This window comes from Phaeobacter sp. JH20_29, from assembly GCF_048056175.1.
Lineage (GTDB): Bacteria > Pseudomonadota > Alphaproteobacteria > Rhodobacterales > Rhodobacteraceae > Phaeobacter > Phaeobacter bryozoorum.
The window spans coordinates 30,866-48,327 of the sequence record NZ_JAYMWO010000018.1; the positions used below are offsets into that span (position 1 = coordinate 30,866).

The window sequence follows — 17,462 nt, forward strand, 5'->3', positions numbered from 1 at the left end:
TGGCCCGCCTAGCGGCCCCGCGTCCAGCGGGTTTCCTGTCGGCCGCGAAACAGCGGCGACTTCACCGCGATGGCAACAGCCGCATAGGACATAAATCCCGCCGGGTCGCGCAGCGCCCGCGCGACAATTGCTGCGGGGCCAGGACGGGTGACGTCCTCATTGGCTAGCAGTGCGGGGAACCGCGCGGCAATCTCTGCAACCCCGGCATTCTGGCGTCTGCGCACGCGCACCAGATTGCGAAACCCCTCGATCAGCGGCCATTGGTAGCTTGCCTCCAGCCGGAGACGCTCGTGCGGCGCAAAGCTGAGGCGCGCGTAGATGTCGTCGGCGATTATGTCCGGCCAGTCTTCCCAGCGCCCGCGCCCGGCCCGGTTCATCGCAAAGAGGCCAAACCCCGGCACCCCCTGCTGGACAAAGGGCAGTGTTTCCCAGAACCGCCCGTAAAGGCGGCTGATCAGGCTCTTGGCCGGAGCCAGCCGGGGCGACCCGCTGGCATAGCGCGGCGCGGTGCAATCCAGCGCGTGGCATATCTGCGCCATCAGCGGTGGGGCGACACACACATCGGCGTCAAGATACACCAGGATGCCACCGGTGGCCTGCGCTTCTCCCTGTTGAAGAGCCCCGATCTTGCCGCCCTCGCGCCGATCAATCACCCTGCAATCCCACCCGGGCGGCACCGTCACCGCCTGCGCCGCCGCGACCGTGGTGTCAGTGCAACCGTTGGCGATCACCAAGACCTCGGCGGTGGCACCATCCGGCAGCGGATCACTGGCAAACAACGCCGACAGACACGACCCGATATAGCCCGCCTCATTATGTGCGGGGATCAGCACGCTCAACAGCGGTTTCATTTCGCCGCCTCCACAGCGCGCCAGCGCGGGTTTTCGTCGGTCAGGTAGCGCAGGCTGCCCCAGCTGCCCCATTTTCCGGGTGTCGAAACATCCGAATAAGCGGTGAACAGACTTCCGCCCAAGGCGGGCCAGCCCTGCAATAGGCTGCGATACAGGCCGCCCATTTCCTCGGTGTAATTGAAATGGCTGAAAAAACCGGTCAGCATGTCGTCATCGACCATCGGACCCAAGCCAACCACATGGCTGCCGCCCTCATACATGATCAGGTCGAGCCCGTGGGCCTCTGCAACTTTGGCATGATAGGGCAGAACCCGGCCCAGAAGATCGCTGATCGTGTCGTCGGAACTGCCGGAGACCAGCCCGTCCTGCAATTCTGCCGCTGCCAATGCGCTGGCAGCATCATATTGATGCGCCTCGACAAAATCGGCCGCGGCGGTTCCGCTGAGACCCTTGGCCCTGGCGGCGGCCTCAGCCTGCTCGCGGCTCTGGGCAATCCAGGCGCGCAGAATTGGCGCGCGTTCCGGCAGGCCGAGAACGCCGCCGAAATAGCCGGTCACCGCATAGGCGTCAAAAGCGCGGACCGGCGGTCGGCGCGTGGCATCTTCGGCAACCCAGAGCGGCGCGGTCAGCACCTGTTCCTCCAGCCCCAGCCACCCGGTCTGGGTAGAGATAACGCGCACCAGCCGGTCATCGGCCGCCGCGCCAAAAACCTCCGTCCAGATCGCGGCAACCTCGGCAGCGCGGCCACCGTAGAACTGCATCCACAGATCCTGGCCACCCCAGCGGGCGCGGGCCTGATCATCAGCCCAGACCGCCTGTTCGAATTGCCAGTTCCAGACCTCGTTGGAATATTCCACATAGGCGGTCAGCGCTGGGTCCAGCTGCTCCCGCACCAGCCGCGCGTAGTTACGGACATAGGTGTCGTCGGCCATATGGGGCAGGGTGAACCAGGGCGCGGTGCCAAGCTGATTGGCCAGCGCCACCAGCACCTCCGCTGGCGCACCTTTGGCCGCCCAGCTGTAGTCCTGCACCCTTGGGCGATCCTCCCAGCCAACCTGCGTGCTGTCGTTGGTGGCCATCCAGTCCATGAATCGCAGCGCTGCAAACCCACGCATCCGCGCCATGAAATCCGGATTGAAGATGGCGCCGGCCTGCCAGTCCGGTAGGTGTTTTTCCATCACCACCGCGATGTTGCGGATATAGTCACCGGTTCCCTGCCGGTCGCTGCGCTGAATGCGGATTTCGACCGCGCCGGGACCGGGCGTATAGTCAAAGCGGATTTCGGTCTTGCCGTAGCGGATGTTCTTGGCCCGCCCCGTCACCTCGACAATCCCGTCGCCGTCAAACAGCAGAACATAGCGCCCAGCGAGGCTGGCGGCCTCCGCAGGCAAATCGGTGAGGATCAGCGTCCCGACCGAGCCAAGCTCCGGTGGAATTGCGGTCGGCCAGCCATCAGGGTCCAGATATCCCGCTGCTGCAAGATCGGCATAATCCGCGCCCCCCCATTGCCCGGCCAGATGACCAATCCACGGACGGGCAGTTTTGAAATGGTCGAGAAACGGAGCCTGCGGGCTCCAATCGGCAATCGAGGCCAGGTTCATCGCAATCGGCTGAGGCGGCACCTCGGCGCCCTGGGGCAGCCCCTGCGCTGCGGCGATGTCGCGCGGCGCGCTGGTCTGGCTGGCCGGAACCACTCGGTTCAGCGCAGGCAGCATCGGGTCGTCGGGCAGCGGCGGCGGATCGGCAGGCAGGGCTGCCCGCTGTGTTCGGTCCTGAGCGGCATCCCAGGCAATCTCCTGCAGTCGTCGCGCCAGGTCCGGCGCGGGCGCCTCGTAGCGACCGCCCCATTTGGAGCGCAGCTGGTGCGGCAGCCCCACCGGAGACTGACCGGTCAGCACCGCATATTGCAGCGCGGACAGAAAATAAAACCCAAGATCATTGGGATGGATATCATCGGCAAAGACATCTTCGATCCGCGCAAGGCCCGGCACCGTACCTGCCTGTATGGCGTCATCCAGTCGCGCCATCGCCTGACCGGCCTTGAGCAGCCTGATCTCTCCGCCGGTCTTTTTGTTGACCGTGTCGACGACCTTTTGCCAGCGCGGCAGATCCGCCGCCAGCCGGTCGCGCCATTGCATTGTCGCCCCCGGATCAAAAGGCACCTCAACCCCGGTTCCGCTGTTCAGGCTGTGCCAAGTTTCCTGCAGATAGACCTCAACCTCAGGGTTGGCGGTGTGGGCAAGGTTGTAGAACTGCGTCAGCGCCCCCTCGGTATCGCTCCACTTCAGGTGGTTGGCGAGGGGGATCGCCTCGGTCACGATCAGCGCATCCACGCCTTCGGCCAGACGGGTGCGGGCATTGATCCCCTCGGCCTGATCGGCATGTGTCCAATTGTAGCTGAGCGGCGCGCCGTTGATGATCTGCGCCTCGACCCTGATCTCTTCGGCGATCTGTCCGGCAGTCGCGGCCGGTTGCCGGGCCAGGAGCTGGTCCAGCATCACCGGATTGTCGGGTCCGAACAGGGAATGCCCGACCATGACGACACTGGCCACCAGATCTGCCAGCGTCATGGGGAAACACCAGTGCGGGGGTGGCGCGTGATCACCTGCCAGACGATCTCCTGCACCTGCCGCGCGGCTTTGGCGCTGAAAGCATCCGCAGGCGAGCCATCGGAGCGTTGCAGCTGATGCGGCAGGCCAACCGGGCTTTTGTGATAAAGCACGCTGACATGGGTCAGCGCCACAACATAGGCGCCCAGATCGTTGATATGGATCGGGTCGAGCGCCCCCTCGGATGTGCGGGCAAAAAGCGCCTCGCGATGAGTCATCCCGTCGATCTGGCCGTCCTCGGCGGCGCGCACGACGGCGGCCATCACCTGTCCTGCGGGGATCAGATAGGCGGGACGTCTCGGATTGCGGCGGCTGTCAGATCCGGCCAGCCCGCCCAGCCAGAGCTGTTCCAGATCACCGTCGATCCGCTTCAGCCAGCCATCCGGCGTATCCAGCGGGTGCCAGGTTTCATAGAGGTATATCCGCGTCCGATCCGACCCCGCCCGGGCCAGATCAGCCCAGCGGCGAAAGTATCGCGCGCCTTTGAAATAGCGCAGCGCGTCGCGCAGTTCGACCATCTCCGTCAGGATCACGGCGTCATACTCACCGGAGCCAACCGCCTCGCGTGCATCTCGCCAGACCGGAGGGTGATTGACTTGATCGAAATGCAGGATATCCAGATCCGGCTCCCAGTGATCCTGCAACGGGGTGCCCGACCCCAGCTGGCTGTTGTAGCTGTGCCCTTCCGGTGCCAGTTGCCGCACCATATGCGGTATATCGCGACCAACCAGCGAATGGCCAAGGTGGAACACCCGCATTGGGCCCGTCGGGGCCTTCAACAAGGGCAGGGCAAAGGGGCTGGCCTGCGCGCGCAGTGGCAGCAGCGACAAGAGGGCGAGAAATCCGCGACGGCCGATCATTGCACCTCTGGCAGCTGCGCGGCGGTTGCGATCAGCCCCTCCCCGATAACAAAACGCCCGCCAATGGCGTCGCCTTTTCGAAACGGCAGCTGATCCGCCGTGAACCGCGCGCAAAACGTCCCGCTGATCTGATCGGTGCCCTGCGCCAAATCCATCTCAAGTTCCATCCCGTCAAAGCCAAAGAACCGCTCGCTCAGGCGGTACTGACATTTATAAGCCGCTTCCTTGGCCGAGAATATCACTTTGGCGAGCTGGCCGGGGCTGTTTTGTTGTGCGAGCCAGTCACGCTCGGCCGGGCGGCAGATCTGCGGGATCAGGTCATCAGCCAGCGGCGTGTCCTCCTCCACGTCGACCCCGAGCCCGCGCATCTGTTGGGGCAGGGCCATAACGGCGACGGCGGCGCTGTGACAATGGCTGATCGAGCCGACAACCTCAGGCGGCCAGACCGGCGCCCGTTTGGGGCCGACCGGAATGGCGCTGGGCGTCATGCCGAGGGACGACATCGCGCGATGCGCGGCAGCGCGGCCCGCCGCAAACTCGCGCCGCCGCTTCTCGACGGCATTTGGCGACAGGCAGGCGGCCTCCTCAGGGAAGGGCGGAGGCGGATCGTCCTGCGGATCGCAGGTTTCCACCACGACACAGGCGTCAAACAACCGGCGGATCAGCGCCTTGTGCCGGGCGCTGCGTGAGAGCGGATCGGCAAGGCTCATCCGCTGCGGGCCTTGCGGTTGGCCCGCATCGCACGGCGTTTCGACATCATATCGGATTTTGCCGCCGCATCGACGGCGGGGGCGGCGGTGTCCTCTGTCGGGGCCGCTCCGGTCAGCGTGTCGATATGGCTGGCCAGCCCCGACAGCGTCGGAAACCGGAAGATATCCGTGATCGAGAGCTTCGGCACATCCAGAGCGCCGCGAATGTCGCGGTGGGCCTGCACGGCCAGCAAGGAATGACCGCCGAGGGTGAAGAAATTGTCCTCCGCCCCGATACCGCTGACCCCAAGGATCCCGGCCCAGATCTCGGCAATCTTGCTCTGTGCTCCGGCGCTGAGCGGGGTGTCGGAGGTGGGAGCAGTGATCCGCACCGGTTTCGGGTCCGGCAGGGCCTTGCGGTCGATCTTCTTGTTCGGCGTCAGCGGGAAGGCGGCGAGATGTTCGATATGGCTTGGCACCATGACGGCAGCGAGCTGCTGCGCCAGCGCGGCCTTGAGCGCTGCCTGATCCGGCGGCAGCGCGCCGGTGACATAGGCAACCAGCCGGGTGTCTGCCCCGCTGTCGCGCGCCACCACAACCGCGCCGGTTATCCCGTCCATGGCTGCAAGCGCGGCCTCGATTTCGCCCAGCTCGATCCGCTGGCCCCGGATCTTGACCTGATGGTCACTACGGCCGAGGAATTCCAGCTGGCCATCGCCGCGCCAGCGGACCAGATCGCCGGTGCGATAAAGATGGGTCGAGGTCACCCCGGCGCCCGCATCGCTAAAGGGATCGGGAATAAACCGTTCCGCAGTCAGCTCGGGGCGCTGCCAATACCCGGCGGTGACGCCTGCGCCGCCGATCAGCAGCTCCCCCGGGACTCCGACCGGCTGCGGAGACAGATCCTCCTTGACGACATAAACAGTGGTATTGGCAATCGGCGCCCCGATTTGGGCGGTCCCGGCGGGCACGCCGGATAGGGGCTGCATGGTTGACCAGATCGTCGTCTCGGTCGGTCCGTACATATTGTGGATCTCTGCGCTGGTCGCCCCGCGCAGATCCGCGACCAGATCTCCCGGCAGCGCCTCCCCGCCGATCAGCAGGTGCGACAGCCGCCCCAGCACCGGGCGCGCATCGGCATCCGCGGTGATCATCCGCGCCATCGACGGGGTGCATTGCATATGGGTGACGCCATGGCGCAGGATCTGTGCCGCCAGCGAGACATCCTCCGCCGCCAGTTCCTGCGGGGCATTGGCAAGACGCAGCACCTCCGCAAGGGGTTTCAGCCCCTCCAGCACCACCTCGGGCGCGATGCCATAGTCGATCAGACAGGCGATTTCATCAACGCCAATCCGCTTCAGCTGTTCGACCCGCTGCATGGCATCGGCAATGGTTCCAAACAGGCCGGAGTCTTCGAAATACCGTTCAAAGGCGAAGTCCAGAATGGCCTCCAGCTCCTCTGTCGAGAGCATCCCGAGATCCATTTCAAACGGGTTTTTCACCCCCTCGGGTTTCTTGAACGCGGGGAAGGCCCAGGCGTATTGCTTGATCAGACCGGCCGCTGCGCGCAGGTAATCCTTCATCGGTTCACGGGCCGTGGCGCGGGCTTCCTCGCGGGTATCGGCAAGATAGCTGTGTAGCATCAACGTGACCTTGTGATCGCGCGGATCGTGACCAGCCGCGCGCAGGGCGTCGTGGTATATGGCGATCTTGCCCGCGACTTCGTCGATGCTCTGGCCCAGCAGATGGGTCAGCACATTGGCCCCGATGCTGCCAGCTTCGCGCCAGGTCTCGGGGTTGCCGGCCGTTGTCACCCAGACCGGCAGTTCCTTTGACACCGGGCGCGGCTGGGTCAGCACCGCGTGGTCGCCGCCATCCTTGCGCGGGAAGGCAACCTCCTCGCCGCGCCAGAGCTTGCGCACGGTCTCGATCGCCTCAAACAGCGCAGGCTTGTTGGCGGGGGGGGTGTTTTCGGGGCGCAGGATGAAATCATCCGGCTGCCAGCCCGAGGCAAAGCCAATACCGGCGCGGCCGCCGGTCAGATTGTCGATCACCGACCATTCCTCGGCAATCCGGGCCGGGTGGTGCAGCGGCGCCACGCAGGAGCCCGCGCGCACCCCGATATTCTTCGTCACCGCCGCCACCGCCGCGCCGGTTACCGCCGGGTTCGGATAGGGGCCGCCAAAGGCGTGGAAATGCCGCTCCGGTGTCCAGACCGCGTTGAACCCGTGCTGATCGGCGAATTTCGCGCCCTCCAGCAGCAATTCATATTTGCGCGGACCGGGGCCGTCGTCATTGCCCCAGTAGAACAGGTTGAAGTCCATGCCCCGGTCGCTGGTTGCGATGGGGCCATTGGACAGCTGCAACCGAGCCTCATCACTGGACAGCACCAGCTTGAAGCCGCGCGACAGGGTCCAGAACAGCTCAAGCACGGAGATATCAAACGACAGGCTGGTCACTGCCAGCCAGCAATCGCCCGGCTGATGCGGAACCCGCTGGTCCATTGCAGCAAAGAAATTTGCCACATTGCCATGGCGCACCATCACCCCCTTTGGGGTGCCGGTAGAGCCGGAGGTATAGATCAGATAAGCCAGATCCTGCGGTCCCGGCTGGGTGGTCGGCCCACCGCTGCCTGCGGGTGTCTCCGGCAGATCATCCAGACAGAGAACATCGGCAGATGCGGTGCCGGGCAGCTGGTCGCGCAGACGGCTGTCGGTCAGGATCACACTGGCCGCGCTGTCGGTGATGAAATGCGCGATCCGATCCGCCGGATAGGCCGGATCAAGCGGCACATAGGCCCCGCCCGCGGCCATGGTCGCCAGCGCCGCGATGACCAGCGCAGGGCTCCGCCCCAGATAGATGCCGACATGGCTGCCCGGCGCAACACCCCGGTGGCGCAGCAGCGCCGCCAGTTGTTCGACCTCCTCAGATAGCTCCGCGTAGGTCAGGCTTTGATTTTCGTAGACCAGCGCTGTGGCCTCCGGGGTCCGCGCCACCTGGGCTGCAAATTCTGCCGGGATGGTGGTGTTCTGCGTCCCGGTCAGAGCGGTTTCATTCCAGGCCACCAGAATCTGTTGCCGTTCGGTCTCTGGCAGAACGGGCAGATCGGCAAAAGTCCCCTCGGCCGCTGCGTCGCGCGCCGCGACCAGCATGTTGATCCGAGCGATCAGCAGGTCGACGGCCTGCGCATCAAGGCGTGTGCTATCGGCCTCCAGAGTCAGCCTGCCATCCGTCAGGCAAAGCGTCGCCGCACATCCCGCAATGGGCCGGTCGCTCCCCAGATTGCAGCCGATATCCGGGCAAAGGCCGCTGCCTGCGGTCTGCCGCAGCTCTGGCGCGCGGGCGATCAGATCGGATGCGAATCCGCCGCTGTTGCGGATGCTGTCGAGATCCTCGCGCAGGCGGGTTTGCAGGTCTGCCAGGTAGCTGTCGCGGCTGGATTGCATCGGCACCCAGTCACAGATCATCCCTGTGACCGCCGCCTGTTGCAGCGCATCATTGCTAAGCGCGATCCCCGCAGCCTCGGACCCTGAACTGCACAGCGCCAGGGCAAGCGCCGTGGTCACCGCATCGGCCTCCGTCATGGCATGGCCGTCGGGCAGGTTCAGCGCGTGGCTGGTGATATCGGCACTGGCATCGCCCGCGGGTCTGGCAAGCGGCAGATCCGTGGCAGGCAGCGCGGCGAGGGCCGCGCGCCATCTGGCTTCGCTTGCCTGTGTTGCGGCCAGCCGCCCTGTCAGATCGCGGCGCGTCTCCGCATCCAGCTGCCGCAGCACATCCCCGATTTGGACATGGGTGCCGGCGCGGATCAGGCGACCATCGCTATGGTGCAACCCCAGCAGCCGCAGCGCGCCGTCGCCGCAGGCCAGCGTGACGCTGGTGTCGTCGACGGCTAACACGGTGCCCGGTGCCGCCGATCCCGGCACCACCTCGGCAGAGCCGATCAGCACCACCGGCGCGCTGTCCTCCGTGCCCAGATGTAGCTTGGCCGCGCAGAGCGGGTTCCAATAGCCGTTGAAATCAAGCGCGCGGATCAGCCGGTGCACGTCAGCCGCAGGCTGCGACAGGTCCAGCAGGGCGCCGGCTTCGGGCCGATCAGCGCGGGTATAGAGCTTGCGGGTGCTGAAATCCTGCGCCTGCCGCGCCAGCGTGTCGGTTTCCAGCTGGCTCAGCACATCGCCGAAGCTGTCCATCGCCGCGGCGTAGCATTTGGCGTTGAGACTATAGGCCGTCTCATCCCCGGCAATCTCAAACAGGCGCTGGGCGAGGATGTCGCCCTCATCCACACCGCCTTCGATCATATGCCAGGTGATACCGTATTCCGTCGCCCCTTCGATCAGGGCCCAGTTCGGCGTATTGAGACCGGCATAGCGCGGCAAAGGTCCATCATGGAAATTGACGCCGCCCTTGGTCGCGCGGGTCAGCACGCTGTCGGGGATGATTTCGAGATTGGCGATCGACATCAGCCAGTCCACCGATCCGCCAAAGTCGCGCGCATCCTCCAGCACGCTCAGCCCCTTGTCAGCGGCCCACTGGCGGATTTCGGCGTCTTTGGTCACTACGGCGGCGATGCTGTGGCCACGGGCCATCAAGGTGTCGGCACAGGCGACAAGCAGCGATTCATTGCCAAGCACGATACAGGAGAATGGGGTCATTTCTGCTCCTCCGGTTGAGACGGGGTCTGGCGCGTTTCCATAGGCTGGGTTTGGCGGCGGCGAAAGATCGCGCGGCTATGATGAACGATCAGGTCCCGCAGAAAATAGGGCGGATCCGAGGCGGGTTTGTCCGAAACCAGCCGCCGCAGCCCATAGAGCAGGCTGCCCGTGATCAGCGCCAATGTGGCTCCGACCGTATAGGCGCGCCCATGGGTGCTGAGAAAGTAATGCAGCCTGCTGTCGAACCAGTATTGCGGTGTGCGCTGCCAATCCTTCATCCCGGTTGAGGCGGATCCCACATGGGCCACCTCGCTTTCCGGCAGATAATGCGTGCTCCATCCGGCGCGGGCGGCACGGTGGCACAATTCGGTTTCCTCGAAATAGAGAAAGAAGGTCTCGTCAAAACCTCCAACCGCCTCGATCACCTCGCGTCGGATCATCAGGCTGGCACCAGCGGTCCAATCCAGCTGAGTTGGCTCGGTCGGGATCTCCATGGGCACCACGGCATCTTTCAGCAGGCGGGTCACGATGCCGGTCCGCACCGAGGATTCGAATTCCCCCGCAATGGTCGGGAACCGGAAGGCGGTGCAATGGGGCGTCCCATCGGTGCCCCGCACATAAGAGCCGACCAGCCCGGCGGTTGGTGTGGCCTGCAAGAAATCCCGCAATGCGCGGATCGCTCCCGGCTGCACAAAGGCATCCGAGTTCAGCAGATAATAGAACTCAGGCGCGCTGCCATCGGCGAGGCCGAGGCGAAAGCCGATGTTCATGCCCGCCCCAAACCCGCCGTTGCGGTCGCTGGCGATCAGGCGCAGGCGGCCGCTGTCCAGCCAGCCACGCTCCTGTACCGCCGTCAGCAATTTGTCATAGGACCCATCGCCAGAGCCATTGTCTATGATCACCACCTCACCTTGCAGCGCGTTCATCTGCTCCAGCGCGGCGGCGGCACAGTCCAGCGTCATTTCCGGCGTCTTGTAGTTCAGGATGATGGTCAGAATACGCGCCTGTTCGGCCCCGGCTGCCGGGCGCGCGCAAGTCTCCGTCTGCTGTGGGGCGGGGCTGTCGGTCATGGTCATTCTGCCGCCTTTGGCGCGCTTTGGCGCAGCGCGGCGGCGTCGGCTGCATCAAGCCGCGCCTTGACCTCGCCTGCCAGCACGCTGACGTTGGGCACCAGCACCATGCTGTTGTGATCACCCGGCACCTCGACGACCTCGATCGCTGGCGCCCAGCGGGTCCAGTCGTTGTCGTCATAGACATATTCGCGCTCGCGGCTGACCCAGTTCCCTGCCGAGACCTGCCAATGGCGATCAAGCGGCGGGCGGAACAATGTGAGAGGTCCGCTCCACGGGCGCAGCTCATAAGCGGGCAAGGCGGCGCGGAAGGCCAGTTCGACCTTGCGGTTGTTGAACACCGGTGCGCTGCTGTCTTCGCTGGCGGCATACCGGCGTTTTTCGATCTCCCAGGCGATGCGATTGCCGATCCATTCGCCCAGATACCCGATGCCCTTGCGGCGCAGCTCGGCCCATTTGATCAGCGCCTTGTCGCGGTGGTTCAGCTCAGGTCGCATCGGCAACGGTGTGTCCAGCAGGATCAGCGCGGCGGTGTCTTCGCCGCTGGCGCGCAATTGCTGGGCCATTTCATAGGCGGTCAGCCCGCCGCCGGAAAACCCGCCCAATAGATAAGGCCCCTCCGGCTGGATGCTGCGGATTTCGGCGAGATAGTCGCGGGCTGCCGCATCAAGCCGGTCATGCGGGGCGTCGTCGCCGATCAGGCCACGGGCCTGCAGCCCGTAGACCGGGCGGTCCTTGCCAACCATCAGCGCCAGATGGCGCAGGTTCAGAACGTTGCCGAACATGCCGGCCACCAGAAAGAAAGGCCGTCGCCCGGTGCCATCGCCGGGGTGGAGCTGCACCAGATGGGTATATGCCGGCGTCTCGGCCTGGGACGTGCCTGTGTGGTCGGCAGAGGTTTCGGTGGTGAGGCCGCCGCCGGTGCGGGCGATCACCAGTTCGGCGAGCCTCGCGACGGAGGGGGCCTCAAACAGGGTGGAAATCGCCAGATCGACTCCAAAGCTGCGCTTGATCTGTGCAAAGAGCCGGACCGCGACAAGGGAATGGCCGCCAAGGTCGAAGAAGCTGTCGTCGACCCCGACCTGCGCCACCCCAAGCAGCCGGGCAAACTGCGCCGCGATCTCCTCCTCGACCGCGTTGCGCGGGGCGAGGTAGTCGGTGTCGAGCTGTGGCCGTTCGAAGCTCTGGCTGTCCTCGCGCGCCTGCTGCGGAGGCTGATCGGCCTGTGCCATCAGATCCGGCAGCGCGAGGGAGGATACCACCACCTGCGACAGGCCAGTCGCCAGCGCCCGGCGCAGCGCGTCCGGGCCTTCTTCGGCGCGGATGCCCTGGCTGATATTGCGCTGCAGTCGGCGTTCCTCGGGCGACAGCGGCTGTGCGCCCGGCGATGCGGCCAGCCCCAGATCCGCGCCGCTGGCGTCTGCTCCCTCTGCCGGGGCCAGTTTGGTTTCACCGGGCAGCTGCTGCATCTGAAAGCCCCGGACCTCAACCAGCACGGTGCCATCTTCGGTGGTCAGGGTGATGTCGAACCGGGCACTGGTCGCATCGCTGTCCATCAGCCGCATATGGCTGAGCACGTCGCAGGGCAGCGGAGCAAAGACCTCGATACCGTCATAGGACACCGGCACCCAGAGCGCGGCACCGCGATAGGCGGGAATCAGGTCAATCGCCCATCCGGTGGCAAGATCCATCAGGCCGGGTGGCAGCAGCGTGCCGTCCTTGGCGGCGATGGCCGGCAGTTGCAGCCGGGCAATGCCTTCGCCCGTCCCCTGTCGCATCTGTTGCAGGACATGCCAGCGCGGGCCGAACTTCAGATGCGCCTCCTGTGGCGTCCGTAGCCGTTCGCGCTTGGTACAGGGTGACGTTTCGATGGCCACCGGTAGCAGATCGGGCAGGGGGTGCCGACCGGGCTGCCGCGCCGCGATATCCGTCTCCAGCAGCGCCTGAACATGCAGGGCATAGCCCTCCGCCGTGCGGCTGTAGACGGCAAACTCATAACCGCGCTCGACCGGCAGCAGCCGCACGACCATATCGCAGGCGGCTGTCTCCGAGACCACGAGCGGGCGCAGGAAATAGAGATCACGCAGGGCAAAAGGCGCCTCATGCCCCAGTTCGGCAAGTGCCTCGGCAGCATATTCGATATAGCCGGTGCCGGGGATTAATGCAGTGCCATCCTTGGTGCGGTGTTCATCAAGGATCCACTGGTCGCTGCTCAGCCGACGATGAAACAGCACCCCGCCATCCGGGGCAAACTGGCGGCTGTCAAACAACGGCTGATCACAGGGGATCGGATCATCACCGACCTCCTGCTGGCGGGCGCCAATGGCATCTGCCGCCATGCCGACATCTGCCCAGACCCCCCAATCGACGGCAACGACGCGGGTTATGTTGCCCGCAGCCCCGGCAGCGCTGCGGTGCTTGGCAAAGGCGTTGAGATATTCATTCGCGGCGACGTAATCGACCTGGCCGATCGGGCGCGTCACCGTCGAGGAGGAGGAGAACAGCACCATCAGCTCCAGCGTGTCGGTGCCGAAAATGGCGTCCAGTACCCGCAACCCGCTGACTTTCGGGGCGAGCACCTGGGAAATGTCGTCCTCGGTCTTGGCCAGAACCGGCGCGTCATTGATCTGGCCTGCGCCGTGGATGACACCGGTGATGGGGCCAAAGGCGGTCTCGGCCTTGGCGACGGCGGCGCGCATCTGTTCGCTGTTGCAGACATCGGCTGCCAGCGGCAAGACCCGGCCCCTGCCAATGGCGTCCAATGCCATCACGGCGCGGATGCGCTGGGCGGTTGTATTGGCCGGGCTGTGGCGGTTCAGATAGCTGTCCCACTGGTCACTCGGGGGCAGGCCACCGCGCGAGATCAGCACTACATTGGCGCCATAGCTCTGCATCAGATCCGCCGCGATGGTGCGTCCGATGCCGCCGTAGCCGCCGGTGATCAGATAGGTGCCACCCTCGCGGAAGCCGGGGAGTGACGATGTGATCTGATCCTCCTCCGACAGCTCCACCGGGCGCCACCGCAGGGTGTAGCGCTTGTCACCACGCCAGAGTGCGGTGTCATTTGCAGGCTCCGCCAGCAACTCCTCCAGCAGGCGATCCGCAATCGACGCGGGCTGGTCCTCCGCCAGCCAGCGCCGCAGCCCACCGGGGCGGCGCGGCAGTTCGATATCGACCGTGGCGCAGGTGAGGCCGGGAATTTCGCGCGGCAGCACACCGGCAGGGCCCGCGATCATCGCCTTTTCGGGGTAGGGCAGCGGTTCGTCGCGCAGCTGGGCCGCGCCGGTGGTGAACACTGTCATATGCAGCGGCTGCGGTAGGTCGATCTGGGCCAGAGCCTGCCCCAGCGCGGTCAGCGCATAAAATCCCATCTCCAGATTGCGATCAAAGAAGGAGGCGCCGGGCCGGAAGGTCTCGCCCTCGGTCACCAGCCAGAAATGGCCGATACGGCTGGGCAGAAGATCGGCCAGCGCCAGATCGGCAAGCAGCGCATCGTAGCCCGCGCGCCCCTGTTCGGGCGCCAGCATATAGCGGGTCTCGCTCAGTTGCGCATAGGTGTCGCCGGGGCGCACCCGCACCACCCGGTGGCCAGCCTGATCCAGCCTTGCGGCCAGTTCAGAGCAGAGTCCGGCGTCGTCTTCAAACAGCAACCAGGTTTCGGGCTGCTGATCCAGTTCGCCGGTGACGTCCAGATCGCAGCTTGCCAATGCGGGCCGCCAGCTGGGGCGCGATCCCCAGTGCGACAGCTGGTCGTGGCGGGCCGGGGTGATGATGGCAGCCTCGGCGCGGGCCGGGGCCGCGGGCTCGATGAAATAGCGGCTGCGCTGAAACGCATAGGTTGGCAGCGGCAGGCGCTGACGCCGTGCATCGCCCCAGATCTGATCCCAATCGGCGTCCAGCCCGCAGGCCCAGAGCCGTCCGATCACCCCAAAGAAATAGGCATCATCCGCCATCATCTGCTCGGGATGGCGCAATGAGCTGAGCACCTGACCGGGTTTGATCTTCGGCGCCATCTGCGCCAGCGAGGACAGCGCCTTACCGGGGCCGACCTCCAGATAGATCCGGTTCGGCACGTCAGCCAGCGTATCAAGACAGGCGGCAAACATGACCGTATTGCGCAGCTGGGCAACCCAGTATTCGGGATCGGTGGCCTCGGCGTCGGTCAGGATCTGGCCGCTGCGGTTCGACAGGATCGGGCGTCCCGGTGCTGTCAGGGTCAACCCGCGCAGGAACTGGCGGTATTCATCCAGAATGCCCTCCAGCATCCGGCTATGGGCGGCAATATCAATCTGGATCCGCTGGTGATCCACCTCATCGGCGGTGAGCTGAGCCGCAAGCGCATCCAGCGCCTCCTGCGGGCCGGACACGGCAGTGAGGCGTGGGGCATTGACGCTGGCGATGTCCAGATCCGGCGAAAGCCGGGCCTCAACCTCGTCCAGCGGCAGGGAAATCGACAGCATCCCGCCGGCGGGCACCTTGTCGAACAGCCGTCCGCGCAGCAGCACCAGATCGATGCAATCCTCAAACGACAGCACACCGGCCAGACAGGCGGCGGTGTTTTCACCCATCGAATGTCCCACCAGCGCGGCAGGGCGGATGCCCCAGCTGATCCAGAGCTGCGCCAGCGCAAATTCCACGATCATGATCAGCGGCAATTGCACCGACGGCTGTTGCAGCCGGGCATTGGCGGCGTCTTCTTCCCCCGGTTCCGGCAGCCACAGCGCGCGGATGTCATAGTCCAGCTGCGCCTGAAGGTGGTCGAGGCCCCGGTCCATCCAATCGGCAAAGACAGGCTCGGTTTCGTAGAGATCCCGCGCCATACCCGCATATTGCGCGCCGCCGCCGGGGAACATGAAAACCACCTCCGGCGGACGGTCGGCGCTGTCGTGGTCAAACACGCGTCTGGGGTCGCCCGCCTCAAGCAGCGCGGCGGCCTCCTCGGCGGTTTCGGCCACCAGGGTGCGACGCTTGGCAAAGCTGCGGCGGCCCTCCTTCAGCGTATAGGCCACATCGGCCAGAGGCAGATCCGGGTTCGCGCGCAGATGCGCGGCCAGGGCACTGGCATTGGCATTCAGCGCGGCCTTCGAATGGCCCGAGAGGCAGAGCACCTGAAACGGAAAATCGCTGTCCTCCGGTGCGGGGCGGGGTGCGGCCTGTTCCAGCACGACATGGGCATTGGTGCCGCCCACCCCGAGGGCGTTGACCGCAGCGCGGCGCGGTCCCTTGGCCGAGGTCCAGTCTCGCAACCGGTCATTGACCACAAAAGGCGCGGTTTCAAAATCAATCGCCGGATTGGGTGCCTCATAGCCGAGGCTGGGCGGGATCTGACCATGATGCAGCGACAAGGCGGTCTTGATCAGCCCGGCGACGCCGGCGGCGGTATCCAGATGGCCGATATTGGTCTTGACCGATCCGATACGGCAGTAACCCACGGCGGCGGTGGTTTCGCGGTAGGCTTCGGTCAGCGCGGTGACCTCGATCGGGTCACCAAGATAGGTGCCAGTGCCGTGGCATTCGACATAGTCGATGGTGTCCGGCGGGGTCTTGGCGGCGCGCAGCGCCTGTCGCACGGCGCTGGCTTGCCCCTCGACCGAGGGGGCCAGATAGCCGGCCTTGTCGGCGCCATCATTGTTGATCGCAGAGCCTTTGATCACCGCCCAGATATGATCGCCATCGGCCAGCGCATCTTCCAGCCTGCGCAGGGCAACCGCTCCGGCACCGGAGCCAAAGACCGTGCCCTGTGCGCGGTGGTCAAAGGCGTGGCAGTGGCCGTCGGGCGACAGGATCTCGTTTTCCTTGAACAGGTAGCCGCGGCCCTGTGGCAGTTCGATGGTGACGCCGCCGGCAAGAGCCATGTCGCAGTCGCCCTCGCGCAGGGCCTTGCTGGCATAATGCACCGCCACCAGCGAGGTGGAGCAGGCCGTCTGAATGTTGACCGATGGTCCCTTCAGATCAAAGACATGGCTGACGCGGGTCGACAGGAAATCCTTGTCGTTGCCGGTATGGCGCAGCAGGAACATGCCCACGTCATCCACCAGCGGTTTATTGGAGCAGATGTTGAAGTAGAAATAGCTGCCCATGCCGCAGCCCGCATAAACCCCGATGGGGCCGTTCAGGCTTTCGGGCGGGTGACCTGCATCCTCCATCGCGCCCCAGGCGACTTCGAGGAATTTGCGGTGCTGAGGGTCGAGAATGGCCGCCTCTTTTGGGCTGAAGCCAAAGAACTCGGCGTCAAATTCGGCGTAGCCGTCCAGCGCAGCGGTAGCGGCGACGTAATTGGGGTCGGACAGCGTCTCGGGGTCTTCGCCTGCGGCCAGCAGATCCTGTTCGCTGACGGGTTTGATCGATTCCACACCGTCACGCAGGTTTTGCCAGAACGCTTGCGGCGACTGCGCTCCCGGCACGCAGAGCGACATGCCGACAATGGCGATATCGCCGCTGTAGCGTGACGCGTCAAACGGAGTGCGATCTGTGGTTTTCGCGGATGTTTTCAATTGCCCCAATCGTCCTCAACCCATGTGTCCGAAACAAGAGCCTTGCCCGAACGTAACCCTAACCAATCAACAACACTGACCCTGCGAGCGCAAAGGTCTTGCAACAGTGGCACGAATTGGTCCCCAATCTGTGAACAGGGCGTGCGCCCGCTGGCCCCCAAGCCGACGGATTACCCTGTGCGCAGTGTGAACCCTGCAAAATATATACGGTATCGATAGGGACAGATTGTGTCC

General features: G+C 65.0%; 7 protein-coding genes. All 7 read right to left on the reverse strand.

Annotated elements, in window-relative coordinates; translation table 11 throughout:
- Window positions 1–8: 8 nt before the first annotated feature.
- Genes VWZ85_RS15145 through VWZ85_RS15175 form a run of 7 tightly spaced genes read right to left on the reverse strand, consistent with a single transcriptional unit; the run spans window position 9 to window position 17,228 of the window.
- Complete coding sequence (locus VWZ85_RS15145) at window positions 9–851, reverse strand: glycosyltransferase (RefSeq protein WP_416588884.1); 843 nt, start codon at window positions 849–851, stop codon at window positions 9–11.
- Window positions 848–3,421 carry a hypothetical protein gene (locus tag VWZ85_RS15150; RefSeq protein WP_416588887.1) on the reverse strand — a complete coding sequence of 858 codons (2,574 nt, stop codon included), beginning with the start codon at window positions 3,419–3,421 and terminating at the stop codon, window positions 848–850. The genes VWZ85_RS15145 and VWZ85_RS15150 overlap by 4 nt, the downstream gene beginning before the upstream one ends.
- Window positions 3,418–4,320 carry a hypothetical protein gene (locus VWZ85_RS15155; RefSeq protein ID WP_416588890.1) on the reverse strand — a complete coding sequence of 301 codons (903 nt, stop codon included), beginning with the start codon at window positions 4,318–4,320 and terminating at the stop codon, window positions 3,418–3,420. Before VWZ85_RS15155 ends, VWZ85_RS15150 begins: the two co-directional genes overlap by 4 nt.
- Window positions 4,317–5,030, reverse strand: a complete 714-nt coding sequence (locus VWZ85_RS15160; protein ID WP_416588892.1) for a 4'-phosphopantetheinyl transferase family protein — start codon at window positions 5,028–5,030, stop codon at window positions 4,317–4,319. The genes VWZ85_RS15155 and VWZ85_RS15160 overlap by 4 nt, the downstream gene beginning before the upstream one ends.
- A complete protein-coding gene (locus VWZ85_RS15165; protein WP_416588895.1) occupies window positions 5,027–9,664 on the reverse strand; it encodes a MupA/Atu3671 family FMN-dependent luciferase-like monooxygenase in 4,638 nt (1,545 codons plus the stop codon). The genes VWZ85_RS15160 and VWZ85_RS15165 overlap by 4 nt, the downstream gene beginning before the upstream one ends.
- Window positions 9,661–10,734: a glycosyltransferase family 2 protein gene (locus VWZ85_RS15170; protein ID WP_416589381.1), complete on the reverse strand. Its 1,074-nt coding sequence runs from the start codon at window positions 10,732–10,734 to the stop codon at window positions 9,661–9,663. Before VWZ85_RS15170 ends, VWZ85_RS15165 begins: the two co-directional genes overlap by 4 nt.
- A 2-nt stretch (window positions 10,735–10,736) precedes the next feature.
- Entirely contained in the window at window positions 10,737–17,228 is a 6,492-nt protein-coding gene (locus VWZ85_RS15175) for a type I polyketide synthase (protein WP_416588897.1), read from the reverse strand.
- Between the last annotated feature and the right edge of the window lie 234 nt (window positions 17,229–17,462).